The organism is Segatella intestinalis (assembly GCF_029348455.1).
Taxonomy (GTDB): domain Bacteria; phylum Bacteroidota; class Bacteroidia; order Bacteroidales; family Bacteroidaceae; genus Prevotella.
In genome coordinates this window covers 24,611-37,680 of the sequence record NZ_JARJVV010000013.1, presented here as the reverse complement: position 1 = coordinate 37,680, position 13,070 = coordinate 24,611, and the positions used below count along the sequence as shown (strand labels likewise).

Here is a 13,070-nt window from a genome sequence, read left to right as displayed (position 1 = left end):
GCTTTACAGTGCGAAAAAATATCGTACTAAAAAGTCGGTGAGATTACTCAGCTGCAGGAGCCTCCTCCTCAGCAGGAGCAGCCTCAACAGCAGGAGCCTCCTCTACTGCAGGAGCAGCAACAGGAGCATTTTCTGCTACAACGATAACAGGAACCTTGATTTCAACTTCCTTGTGGAAGTGAACAGTTGCCTCGTACTCACCAATCTTCTTGGCATCCTTCATAGTGATGATCTTACGATCTACCTCGATACCCTTCTTTGCGAGCTCCTCAGCTACAGTAGCGGCGTTAACAGAACCATAAAGCTGACCTGTTGCGCTCACCTTAGCGGCAATAGTAAGAACTACGTCATTGAGAGCCTCACCCTTCTTAACAGCCTCAGCCTTGATAGCCTCGAGCTTGTGAGCCTGCTGCTTCAAATCCTCAGCCAACTGCTTTTTAGCAGATGCTGAAGCGATAACAGCCTTACCTGTAGGAATGAGGAAGTTACGACCGTAACCACTCTTTACATTCACGATATCGTTCTTGTATCCAAGACCGATAATATCTTGCTTAAGTATAATTTCCATTAATCTTTTCCTCCTTAAATTACTTCATCAAATCGGTTACGTAAGGAAGCAAAGCGATCTGGCGAGCACGCTTAACAGCCTGTGCTACACGGCGCTGATACTTCAAAGATGTACCTGTGATACGACGTGGAAGAATCTTACCCTGCTCGTTCAAGAATCTCTTCAAGAACTCTGGATCCTTATAGTCGATATACTTAATACCGCTCTTCTTGAAACGGCAATACTTCTTCTTCTTTGTGTCGATAGAAGGAGCGGTCAAATAACGGATTTCTGATTTCTGATCTGCCATGATTAAGCCTCCTCTTTTTTACCAAGCTTAGCACGACGCTTCTCGGCGTACTGTGCTGCATACTTTTCAAGTTTAACAGTCATGTAACGAATAACTTTCTCGTCGCGGCGATAGCCAGTCTCGAGCTTGTTAATCAAAGTTGGTTCAGCCTTGAACTCAATCAAGTTGTAGAAGCCTGATGTCTTCTTCTCAATGTTGTAAGCCAACTTCTTCAAACCCCAAGCCTCTTCATTCAAAATCTCAGCACCGTTATCGGTGAGCAGCTTCTTGAACTTAGCGACCGTTTCCTTCATCTGTTCATCAGACAAAACGGGAGTCAAAATGAAAACGGTTTCGTATTGATTCATACTACTTTTGATAATTAAAATGTTATTAAATAAATTGTTGCACCCACAGATTCCGTGTCTAAAAAACACCTCTTCCACGAAATGCGGTGCAAAATTACTACTTTTTATTCAAATAACCAAATATTTTTTGTAATTTTGCCGAAAATATTTAATTCATTGGTTATTAAATCATAAAAAGAGGACTGAAATAATGAAAATAAACAAAATCAAGCAACTTTTGCCTGCACTTTTATCCATGGGTATGACATTTATCGTACTGGGGGTACTCATGCTTGCTGCCAGTTTCGTCTTTGGTATCAAAAACAACATCCTGCTGTTCGCCGGACTCTTTTTCATTGTCGCAGGAACAGCAGGATATGTATATTCGCTCAAGCAAAAGCCTTAGCTTAGTGACTGAGAAATTACTTATTCCTCGTTAGGAGTAATCAGCTTATAACCCTTACCATGGATGTTGATAATCTCAATCTGTGGATCATCTTTCAGGTGCTTGCGCAACTTGGTGATATATACATCCATAGAGCGAGCATTGAAGTAGTTGTCGTCTATCCAGATTGTCTTCAGGGCAAAGTCACGCTGCAGAATCTCATTGGCATGAGAACAGAGCAATGCCAACAGTTCATTCTCCTTGGTGGTCAACTTAGTCTGCTTCTCACCTGCAGAAAGCAACTGCTTCTGGGTATCGAAAGTAAACTTACCAATGTGGTACAGAGTTGACTCCTTATTCTTCTTACCACGTACTCGACGAAGGATAGCCTCTACACGGAGCACCAACTCTTCCATAGAGAAAGGCTTAGTGATATAATCATCGGCACCAATCTTGAAACCTTCGAGGATATCTTCCTTCAGTGTCTTGGCTGTCAAGAAGATGATTGGAATATCGGCATTAGCCTGACGAATCTCCTGTGCCAAGGTGAAGCCGTCCTTCTTTGGCATCATCACGTCGAGCACGGCAATATCAAACTTGCCTTTGGTAAACTCTCTGTAACCAGCCTCACCATCGGGGCACAAAGTTGTATCATATCCCTTTGCCAATAAATACTCGCGAAGCAACATACCCAAGTTCTCATCGTCCTCGCAAAGCAAAATCTTAATTGTCTCTTCCATAATCTTATAGCTTTAATATTAATATTCTGTTTATTTTATCAATCATGAATCACATTATTTTATCAATCATGAATCACAGGCAGCTTGATAGTAAAGGTTGTTCCCTTTCCATACTCGCTATCCACCTTGATCTCACCATCATGAAGATCTACTATCTTCTTTACATAAGCCAGACCCAGACCGAAGCCCTTCACATCGTGGACATTACCTGTATGAACACGGTAGAACTTATCAAAAATCTTCTTCAGATTCTCTTTCTTCATACCCAAGCCCGTATCTGTGATGGAGAGATATAGATGCTGATCGTCGTTCCACGTCTTCATCGTGATATCGAGCGCCTCACCTGGTTTGCGATACTTCACAGCATTATCCATCAGGTTGAAGATTACATTTTGGAAATGTACCTCATCTACATAGATAGAGGAATCCACTGCCTCGATATCGGTATACACCTTTCCGCCCGTATGCTCTACACGCAATGAGAACGAATGGGCTATATTCTCCACCATCTCGTTAAGGTCAAGTTCCTTCTTCTTGAACACAGCCTTCTTGCGGTCGAACATACTCATCTGCAAAACCTTCTCTACCAGGAAGCGCAGTCGCTTTGACTCGTCATTGATGACCGTACCCAAGTGTTTCTGCATCTGTTCGCTCTTTGATACCGAAGAGTCGTTGAGCATTTGGGCAGCCAGACTGATGCTGGCTATAGGCGTCTTCAACTCATGTGTCATATTGTTGATAAAGTCGTTCTTTATCTCCGTATAACGCTTCTGTCGGAATATTACCACAATGGTGAAGATGAAGGTGATCAGCAACACCAATGTAAAGATGATACTTGGTATCATGAAGCGCACACTCGAGAAGATATAACTGTTCATGTCAGGGAAATGCACCTTCACAACTCCCATCTTAGACTGAGGATCATTGCGGAACAATACTTGCGAATAGCTGTATTCCTCACCCTCTTCTGAAAAGTCAGGACAACGATAAACCTCGCGTCCATCCTGTGTGCTCACCGTGAAATGATAAGGAATGTTGATACCATTATTCATCATTTCCGCCTTGAGGTCCTGGTCGAGCTGTTTGAAGTTGATGCGTTCCTTCAAAGGCTTGTCTGACGCCGAATAGAGAATGGAGTAAACCACTTCGTCGAGCAACGCCTTCTGGTAAACATATCTATTCTTGACAATCTCCTGCAAGGACTTCTGGGTCTCGTGCAAGGAGTTCTTGTCGCTTCGCAGAATCATGGCCTTTGGCATCTGAGCAGGATTGGTAGCTATGGTCTTCAGTTCGAAAGAAGAATAGACAGTGCCGTCCTTACCTGTCACCGAATACTGATGTGAATGCTGAACTGTACCATCAAGCTGCCCGCTCCTTGTACCCACAGAGTCTTTCCGAGTGGCTCTGCGCTCAGTCTCATTGACGTCTTTCTCCAAATAGCGCAACGTCTCGTTCAACTCCAAGTTTCTTGAAGCTTGATACAGGGCTCTGTTGACCGACTCGTCAAACTGTTCTTTCTTCATATTCACCATCTCCTGAATATAACTCAGTTGAAGGAAAAGCAAAGCCAAGAACGAAAAGCCCATGATGATGGCAATAGTCCAAATTGTTTTCTTCTTCATGGCAGCAAAGATAGACAAATTTCTTAAACGATTAACAAATTGTCGTTAATTATTTATTCGTAATTTAATATTATTAACAATATCAATATTTGATAATTACTGATAAGCACTTATCTGAACCAACAAAAGTGCCTATCGTAATTACAGATACTCTTTCGACAAGAAAGAACAAGAGGACATGCAACAATCCGCATGTCCTCTTTCTTCTTATTATTTATTTTCTCCACTAACTATTACTCAGCCTCTTTAGCCAATTCTGCCTCGTGTTCAGCTATCAACTTGCCCTGAATATCATTAGGAACAAGCTCGTAACTTGCAAACTTGGTAGTGAAAGAAGCACGTCCACCTGTGAGCGAACTCAGAGAGATAGAGTAGTTGGAAAGTTCCTTCAACGGAATCTTCGCACTCAACTTCTGATAACCAGCCTCGCTGTCCATACCCATGATAAGAGCACGGCGGCCCTGCAAGTCACTCATCACATCGCCCATGAAATCAGCAGGAACATAAACCTCCAAATCATATATTGGCTCAAGAATCTTAGGACCGGCCTGCTTGAAAGCATCGCTGAAAGCATGACGGGCTGCCAGCATGAACGACAACTCATTACTGTCTACTGGATGCATCTTGCCATCATAAACGATAACTCTCACATCGCGGGCATAGCTGCCTGTCAGAGGACCGTGCTCGATACAGTCCATAATACCCTTGAGGATAGCAGGCATGAAACGTGCATCAATGGCACCACCTACCACAGAATTGAGGAATACCAACTTACCACCCCACTCCAATGAGACTTCCTCGCGACTCTTGATGTTCATCTTGAACTCCTGTCCGTTGAAGGTGAATGAGGTTGGATCAGGCATACCCTCTGCATATGGCTCCACTATCAGGTGAACCTCACCAAACTGTCCGGCACCTCCACTCTGTTTCTTATGTCGATACTCGGCACGAGCCTTCTTGGTAATGGTCTCACGATAAGGAATACGAGGCTCACCGAAGACAATGTTCAACTTCTCATTGTTCTCCAGGCGCCACTTCAATGTACGCAAGTGGAACTCGCCCTGACCATGCACGATCACCTGGCGCAACTCCTTACTCTGCTCCACTACCCATGTAGGATCCTCCTGGCGCATCTTCAAGAGAGCAGCCATCAGTTTCTCTGTATCCTGAGCATTGACAGCCTTTACGGCACGGGAGTACTTGGAGTTAGGATACTTGATGAAGTCGAAACGCCACTCTGTATCCTTGCCATTCAGCGTATTGCCAGTCTTCACGTCCTTCAACTTCACGGTACAACCGATATCACCCGCCTCGAGTTTGTCGACAGGAACACGATTGGCTCCCGCACAAGCATACAGCTGTCCGATACGCTCCTTGCTTCCACGGTCAGCATTGGTCAGGTCATCACCCGACTTCACCGTACCACTCATTACCTTAAAGTAGCTTACCTCACCGATATGTGGCTCCATACCTGTCTTGAAGAAGTAAACGCTTTCAGGACCAGCAGCATCAGGAGTAATCTCCTCACCACGGGTATTGTGCAACTTTGGCATCTCGCTGACGAAAGGCACCACATTGCCCAAGAATTCCATCAAGCGGCGCACACCCATATCTTTTCCTGCACAAACGCAGAACACGGGGAAGATGCTGCGGGTTACCAATCCCTTACGGATGCCCTCGCGCAACTCGTCTTCGGTAAGACTTTCACTCTCGAAGAATTTCTCCATCAAGCCCTCATCATTCTCGGCAGCAGCCTCAACGAGGGCCTTGTGCAACTCCATGGCCTTGTCCATCTCCTCTTCAGGAATCTCCTCAATGACAGGAGCACCACCTTCTGGCTTCCAGGAATATTTCTTCATCAATAGCACGTCAATGAGAGCATTGAAGCCAGAACCGGTCTCGACAGGATACTGTATCTGTACACACTTAGAACCATAGATTTCGTGCATGGTAGCCACGATATTATCGAAGTCACATTTGTCAGAATCAAGCTGATTGACAAGGAAGATGACAGGCTTGCCCAACTTCTCTGTGTAGCGGAAGTTATTCTGGGTACCTACCTCAGGACCATACTGACCATTGATAAGAATCACAGCCTGATCGGTAACATTGAGCGAAGTAATAGCACCTCCCACGAAGTCATCACTTCCTGGACAGTCTATGATATTAAGCTTCTTGTTGTTCCATTCTACATGAAAAACAGTTGGGAATACCGAATAGCCGTATTCCAACTCAACTGGGAAGTAGTCACTCACCGTATTCTTCGCTTCTACAGAGCCTCTACGCTTGATAATGCCTGCTTCGAATAACATACTTTCGGCAAGTGTAGTCTTGCCGCTACCCGCACTGCCCAACAATGCGATGTTTTTGATCTCATTTGTCTGATATACTCTCATGACGCTATAGATTTAATAAGGGTTATACATTAAGTTGTCAAAAGGGCGAAGTGGTTTCTTCTCCGCTTTATGGCTACTAAGATAGTGAATTTTTCCCAAAAAACAAAAAGTTTAGCACACAAAACTCACTTCTTTTAAAACATATTAGTAATTTTGCACCAAATTAAAGCAAAAAAACTGGCTTACACCTTATTATATATAGAAAACAATGGCAGGACTTTACATACACATTCCCTTCTGCGAGAGCCGCTGCATCTACTGCGGTTTTTACAGCACCACATCCCTGAAGATGAGAGAGGCATACGTGGATGCTCTCTGCAAGGAAATGGCAATGAGAACCATCGACCGTGCCCTGGGCGAACCTGCACAGATAGAAACCATCTACTTAGGAGGAGGGACACCCAGTCAGCTCACCAGTCAGCAACTCTTGCAAATTTTCGAAGGCATCAGCCAGCATTATGGCTCCTGCATGGTTAGAGACATGGAAGTAACCATGGAGTGCAATCCCGACGACATCATCCCTTCTCTTTGCCATACTCTCAGCCAGTTGCCCGTCAACCGTATCAGCATGGGAGCCCAGACTTTCTCGGATGAGCGCCTTCGCTTTCTGCACAGAAGACACAATGCCCGAGAGGTTGAGAATGCCATACATTTGCTGCGGGAAGCCGGCATCGGCAACATCAGTATTGACCTAATGTTTGGATTCCCCAACGAAACCATCCAGGAATGGCAACAGGACATCGAGCACGCCATCTCGCTGAACGCCGAACACCTATCGGCATACAGCCTGATGTATGAGGAAGGCACAACCCTGTACCGCTTGCTGCAGCAAGAGAAGATAAAGGAAACCGACGAGGACACCTACCTGCGAATGTACGAGATGCTTATCGACAAAATGACCGCTGCCGGATATGAGCACTACGAGATAAGTAACTTTGCGAAACCAGGATTCCGCTCACGCCACAACAGCAGTTACTGGCATGAAGTGCCCTACATCGGACTGGGAGCTGCTGCCCACTCATACAGACGCAAGCCTGAGGTGATGAGGAGTTGGAATGCAGCCGACATCCACAAATACATCCAGACCATAACAGAAGGAAGAACAGAGCAGGAACATGAAATTCTAAACAAGGAGACAAGATACAATGACCTGATAACAACAGCTTTGCGTACTATCGACGGCATCACACTCGAAGATATTAAAAAAGAGTTCGGCGACTCTTTCTACCGAACCCTGATGACTGAAGCTGACAATCACATAGCCCGCCAGCTGATGGTAATAAAAGATGGACATCTGGTGCTTACCCGTAAAGGACTCTACATCTCAGACGACATCATGAGCGACTTCATGTTGGTGTGATACCCCTACCGTTCTTTGAAAGAACAGCCTACGGGTTAGCCCAGCCATGCCTTGAAGTTCTCCAAACTGCCCTGCTGCAGATACATCGAATAGTAATATTCCTTGATGCGTTCGACAACCTGAGCGGTAGACTCCTTCTTGCTGATGTAAGGCTTTACCATCTGCATCAAGGCAAACAGCACTACCACTATCACCACCATGATAAGCCACGACAGGATTTCACTCCCCAGCCTGATGTAAGGCTGAACAAGGATACCAATTCCCAAGGGCAGGATAAAGCACAACCAGTCCAAGGGAGAATTGAGCTGGGTCGACTCCACATACTCATCCCTCAGTTCCTTGGGTGCATTCAGTATGAGTTGCTTATGATGCTGCTCCCAAAATTGATTGAATTCAGTTTCTTTGTTTTTTTTCTCCATCATCGTTGTTGTATACAATTTATATATTAAAGATGCTCAGCTGCGTCACATTCTCCATTTCGGTTTTCTTTATTGCAAATTTATCACAAATTAGTGAATTCTCAAAGCTTTTTTCTCTTGTTTTACTGCTTTTTAACCGCATTTAACCTCCATTGCCCAGTTACAATGCCTGTTGCAGAATATCATTGGCATTCGCCACTCGCTCTGCCGCAGGAGGCTGCACGTCTTTCAGAGGATAATCGATACCTAATTTCTCGTACTTATAAACTCCTAATGTATGATAAGGAAGCACCTCAATACGCTCTATGTTATGAAGCGTAGACAGGAAATCGCGCAACCTGACAAGATACTCATCCTTATCCGTAATACCAGGAATGAGCACATGTCTGATCCATACAGGTTTGTCTATCTCACTCAGATATCGGGCACAATCCAGAATATTGGCGTTACTATGACGCGTCAGTTTGCGATGCTCCTCATCATCTATGTGCTTGATATCAAGCAGCACCGTATCGGTAAGTTCCATCAGACGCTCAAACTTCTCGAAGAAAGGTGCCTTACGAGTAAATAGCTGAGCCGATGTGTCCAAACAGGTTCCTATGCCTCGCTGTTTGGCCTTCTCGAAAAGCTCCAGCAAGAAGTCTATCTGCAACAGGGCCTCACCTCCACTAACGGTAATGCCTCCATTGTCGCCCCAATATGCACGAAAGCGCTCAGCCTGATCGAGCAACTCGTCAGCCGTACGCTCCTCACCGATTCCTGTCTTCCAGGAATCGGGGTTATGACAGAACTGACAGCGCATAGGACACCCTTGCAGGAATATCAAAAACCTGATGCCAGGACCGTCTACCGAGCCAAAACTTTCCACACTATGTACGAAACATTTTGTCATATCTTTTCTATTTTATGCAAAGTTAGTACTTTATTTCCATTTATACAACTTTTATGCAGCAATTTTATAATTTTTAGGATATTTATCGTATACTCAACTATCGATAGTACGAACATGAGAAACAAGAAAAAAACAGCACAAAAGCTTTTGCATATATATCCAAAAGCCTACTTCACTTAACTGCGAAAAAATATTTTCCCAGTTGGGAAAAAATATTTTTCCAGTTGGGCGGATTCTGTTTCCCAGTTAGAAAAGGATTTTTAGGCTATTATTGCATAAAAATACAGCATAAACATGCCCTTTAAATCTGTGGTCTGACGATTTCAAATGACCACTTCTTGCATGAATAATACCTGCACTTTCTTATGTTCGGAAGTCAGAGAAAAAAAGCCCAGACTCTCAGAGCCTGGGCTATATAGATGATTTCTTTTACAAAAAAACTTCTCATTAGAGTTTCTCGTGAGCCTGACGGGCAATCACGTCAAGCTGCTGCTCGCGAGTCAGGTCGATAAACTTGACTGCATAACCGCTCACACGGATTGTGAAGTTCTGATACTCTTCCTTCTCTGGATGTTCCATGGCATCCATCAACTTGTCTACGCCAAATACGTTGACATTCAGGTGATGAGCACCCTGGTTAAAGTAACCATCCATCACGCCAACCAAAGTCTGGGCACGCTCCTCGTCGTTATGACCGAGAGCACCAGGACTGATGGTCTGAGTATTGGAAATACCATCAAGAGCATACTCGTAAGGCAACTTAGCCACAGAGTTGAGCGAAGCCAACAGGCCGTTCTTCTCGGCACCGTAAGATGGGTTGGCACCAGGTGCCAAAGGAGCTCCAGCAGGACGACCATCAGGCATGTTGCTGGTAAACTTACCGTAAACCACGTTGGACGTGATGGTAAGGATAGAGGTAGTAGGCTCAGAATCACGATAAGTATGATACTTCTTGATCATGTTCATGAAGGTCTTCAGAAGCCATACTGCAATCTCGTCGGCACGCTCATCATCGTTACCATAACGTGGGAAGTCGCCCTCGGTCTTGAAGCTGAGTGGGAAACCCGTCTCATCACGAATAATATTCACCTTGGCATACTTGATGGCTGAGATAGAGTCTACCACATGACTGAAACCCGCAATACCTGTTGCAAATGTACGACGGACGTCAGTATCGATGAGCGCCATCTCGGCTGCCTCGTAGAAGTACTTGTCGTGCATGAAGTGGATCAGGTTCAAAGTCTTCACATAAACAGAAGCCAACCAGTCCATCATGTCCATAAAGCGAGGCATGAACTCTTCATAAGTAAGTACATCGCCCTCTACGGCACGGTATTTAGGACCACACTGCTCACGGGTCTTGGAATCAACGCCACCAGAAACAGCATAGGTCAAGCACTTGGCCAAGTTGGCACGAGCACCGAAGAACTGCATCTCCTTACCGGTCTGTGTGGCAGACACACAGCAGCAGATGCTATAATCGTCACCCCATACAGGGCGCATTACATCGTCATTTTCGTACTGGATAGAACTTGTCTTCACAGAAATCAAAGAAGCATAGTGCTTGAAGCCCTTAGGCAAACGAGAACTGTACAATACAGTCAGGTTAGGCTCTGGCGAAGGACCCATATTCTCCAATGTGTGAAGGAAACGGAAGTCGTTCTTGGTAACCATAGAACGGCCATCCTGTCCCATACCACCCACCTCAAGTGTAGCCCATACTGGGTCACCAGAGAAGAGCTGGTTATAAGAAGGAATACGGGCGAACTTCACCATACGGAACTTCATCACCAGATGGTCGATCAGCTCCTGCGCATCAGCCTCAGTAAGAGTTCCCTCCTTGAAATCGCGCTCGAAGTAGATGTCGAGGAAGGTAGAGATACGACCTACCGACATGGCAGCACCATTCTGGGTCTTCACAGCACCGAGGTAGCCGAAGTAGAGCCACTGCACAGCCTCACGTGCATTCTGAGCAGGCTGGCTGATATCAAAACCATAGCTGGCAGCCATCTCCTTCAAGCCCTTGAGAGCCTTGATCTGCATAGAAACTTCCTCACGAAGACGAATCACCTCGTCGATCATCTCATGGTCACCCATGTTGGCAAGGTCGTTCTGCTTCTCCTGAATCAGGAAGTCGATACCATAAAGAGCCACACGACGATAGTCACCTACGATACGGCCACGGCCGTATGTGTCTGGCAGACCAGTAAGAATATGATTGTGGCGAACGAGCTTCATCTCGGGAGTGTAAGCATCGAAGACACCATCATTGTGAGTCTTGCAATATTTGTGGAAGATCTCGTGCAGTTTCTCTGATGGCTCATAGCCGTATGTAGTACAAGCCTGCTCTGCCATCTTAATACCACCATAAGGCATAAAGGCACGCTTCAGAGGCTTGTCAGTCTGCAGACCTACCACCTTCTCCAAGTCCTTGGTACCCTCGCCGATATAAGCAGCACCATATGCTGTCAATCCAGATACTACCTCGGTCTCCATATCCAGCACACCACCCTTGGCACGCTCCTCTTTCTGGAGTTCCTTCAACATTCCCCAAAGGGTGTCTGTAGCTTGGGTAGGTTCTGCCAAGAACGACTCATCGCCGTCGTAGCTGGTGTAGTTGTTCTGAATGAAGTCACGCAAGTTGACTTCCGTTTGCCACTTGTTTCCTTTGAAACCTCTCCATTCTTTTCTCATAATCGGTAAATATTTAATAAATTAACAAATAAACAAAAAAAGCCCGAACACAAAAGTGCCCGGGTTTATATCCAACAAGTCGCAAAGCCGCCTTGCATGAAGCCTATAACGATACGATTATTGAACTTTTGTTTTATCATTCTTTCTTTTTATCCTTTATATTGTGATTAATACTATTTTTTATCTCTGCAAAAGACCGAAAAAGGTCTCTTTCCTGATTGAGGGTGCAAAGTTACGCATATTTTCTGAAATGACAATGAAAAGCCGCAAATATTTCTTTCTCTACTCACATTCTATACTGAAAATCATCATTTATAGGGAGATAATGAAGACCCGCCCTCACCACTTCATGGTAAGAAGCAAGCAACTCCACCTCATTAATTCACCGTAATATGGAAGCATCCCTGCTTCACCTCGTACTTCACCAAGCAGCGGTTGGCCTGTCGCATGTCACGCAACACCTCGCTGAGCACCCATTTCAAGGAGTCGTTGCGCACCTCACGCCGAGGTTCGCTTGCCGTCTGCACGGTCTTATACCTGTTGTAACACACATCAAAGGTTGTACCATAAAGATGACACGAGTTCTCGGTGGCATTACTGTTGCGTGTACGCAGTTTCGCCACATCGTCCTTGGTACGCAGGATACTGGTGACGATAATCTTATGGAGCGGAATGCCCTTGATCTGCAACGAGTCGAAATAAGCCTTGCCAATATCCTGAAGCAACACCGAGGCACGTGGCACAAGATAAGGAATGCTGTTGTTCAACTTATCAACATAGAAATAAGGGTTACTGCCCACATACACCAGTTTGCCCTTGCTGTGCTCAGCCTCTTCACGGTTTTGCACCGGACTTACTCCATACTTATTGGCAGCAAGAAGCTGCACATCATTCTGATCGGGAAAGGTATTGCCAAAATGAGGGACCGAGAAAATACGATGTTTCACCACCTGCCCCTTGGAATCGAAAAATACAGAAGGCTTCATCCTCTCTACCGCCGTGGTGTCGATACTGTCGACAACTGCCGTGTCGGCCTGCGCCACCGACTTGTGAGCCAAGGGTTGTGCCACACTCGGGAAGACAAGGCGTACCAGGGCAAGCAACAAAGTTGCTGCCACAAAAACTTTCAAAAACTTATTCTTGGATAGCTTCATTTTCTATGTGTCGTTCTTTATTTTCATGCAAAGGTAGTAAAAAGGAATGAATTAGAGCCATCGACATTCCGCAAAAAGACACTCACAATACATTTTTTTAATTATTTATCATTTAGCCTACTGTTTTTTGATATTTAAGGCTCGATTTTGGGAGTATTAATTTGCTCATGTCGTGGAAAATGATTACTTTTGCACCGTGTTATATATTACATATCTTTGAACAAA

General features: G+C 45.1%; 12 protein-coding genes. 2 read left to right on the top strand and 10 right to left on the bottom strand.

The window, feature by feature from the left end; translation table 11 throughout:
- Nucleotides 1-43 precede the first annotated feature (43 nt).
- Genes rplI through rpsF form a run of 3 tightly spaced genes read right to left on the bottom strand, consistent with a single transcriptional unit; the run spans nucleotide 44 to nucleotide 1,204 of the window.
- Nucleotides 44-568, bottom strand: a complete 525-nt coding sequence (gene rplI / locus P3T48_RS09840; RefSeq protein ID WP_158462709.1) for a 50S ribosomal protein L9 — start codon at nucleotides 566-568, stop codon at nucleotides 44-46.
- Between the two features lie 19 nt (nucleotides 569-587).
- Entirely contained in the window at nucleotides 588-857 is a 270-nt protein-coding gene (gene rpsR / locus P3T48_RS09835) for a 30S ribosomal protein S18 (RefSeq protein ID WP_158462708.1), read from the bottom strand.
- Nucleotides 858-859: 2 nt separating this feature from the next.
- Nucleotides 860-1,204: a 30S ribosomal protein S6 gene (gene rpsF, locus P3T48_RS09830; RefSeq protein ID WP_022251931.1), complete on the bottom strand. Its 345-nt coding sequence runs from the start codon at nucleotides 1,202-1,204 to the stop codon at nucleotides 860-862.
- A 190-nt stretch (nucleotides 1,205-1,394) separates the two neighbouring features.
- Between rpsF and P3T48_RS09825 the strand changes: the two genes are divergently transcribed.
- On the top strand, nucleotides 1,395-1,589 hold the full coding sequence (locus P3T48_RS09825; protein WP_217757771.1) for a hypothetical protein: 195 nt from the start codon (nucleotides 1,395-1,397) through the stop codon (nucleotides 1,587-1,589).
- Nucleotides 1,590-1,609: 20 nt separating this feature from the next.
- On the opposite strand, the gene rprY is transcribed toward P3T48_RS09825, so the two are convergent.
- The 3 genes from rprY to fusA2 form a co-directional block, all read right to left on the bottom strand.
- The gene (gene rprY, locus P3T48_RS09820) at nucleotides 1,610-2,308 is read right to left on the bottom strand and encodes a response regulator transcription factor RprY (RefSeq protein ID WP_158462706.1); all 699 of its coding nucleotides are present in this window, start codon (nucleotides 2,306-2,308) and stop codon (nucleotides 1,610-1,612) included.
- 62 nt (nucleotides 2,309-2,370) lie between these two features.
- Nucleotides 2,371-3,930: a sensor histidine kinase gene (locus tag P3T48_RS09815; protein ID WP_217757772.1), complete on the bottom strand. Its 1,560-nt coding sequence runs from the start codon at nucleotides 3,928-3,930 to the stop codon at nucleotides 2,371-2,373.
- A 233-nt stretch (nucleotides 3,931-4,163) separates the two neighbouring features.
- The gene (gene fusA2 / locus P3T48_RS09810) at nucleotides 4,164-6,326 is read right to left on the bottom strand and encodes an elongation factor G2 (RefSeq protein WP_276506573.1); all 2,163 of its coding nucleotides are present in this window, start codon (nucleotides 6,324-6,326) and stop codon (nucleotides 4,164-4,166) included.
- A 208-nt stretch (nucleotides 6,327-6,534) separates the two neighbouring features.
- Between fusA2 and hemW the strand changes: the two genes are divergently transcribed.
- Nucleotides 6,535-7,686, top strand: a complete 1,152-nt coding sequence (gene hemW / locus P3T48_RS09805) for a radical SAM family heme chaperone HemW (RefSeq protein WP_276506572.1) — start codon at nucleotides 6,535-6,537, stop codon at nucleotides 7,684-7,686.
- Nucleotides 7,687-7,721: 35 nt separating this feature from the next.
- On the opposite strand, the gene P3T48_RS09800 is transcribed toward hemW, so the two are convergent.
- From P3T48_RS09800 to P3T48_RS09785, 4 genes are all read right to left on the bottom strand, one after another.
- The gene (locus P3T48_RS09800; protein ID WP_022251937.1) at nucleotides 7,722-8,108 is read right to left on the bottom strand and encodes a hypothetical protein; all 387 of its coding nucleotides are present in this window, start codon (nucleotides 8,106-8,108) and stop codon (nucleotides 7,722-7,724) included.
- Nucleotides 8,109-8,265: 157 nt separating this feature from the next.
- A complete protein-coding gene (gene pflA / locus P3T48_RS09795; protein ID WP_276506571.1) occupies nucleotides 8,266-8,997 on the bottom strand; it encodes a pyruvate formate-lyase-activating protein in 732 nt (243 codons plus the stop codon).
- Between the two features lie 447 nt (nucleotides 8,998-9,444).
- Nucleotides 9,445-11,691 carry a formate C-acetyltransferase gene (gene pflB / locus P3T48_RS09790; RefSeq protein WP_276506570.1) on the bottom strand — a complete coding sequence of 749 codons (2,247 nt, stop codon included), beginning with the start codon at nucleotides 11,689-11,691 and terminating at the stop codon, nucleotides 9,445-9,447.
- Between the two features lie 377 nt (nucleotides 11,692-12,068).
- Entirely contained in the window at nucleotides 12,069-12,845 is a 777-nt protein-coding gene (locus tag P3T48_RS09785) for a DUF5715 family protein (protein WP_276506569.1), read from the bottom strand.
- Nucleotides 12,846-13,070: the final 225 nt, after the last annotated feature.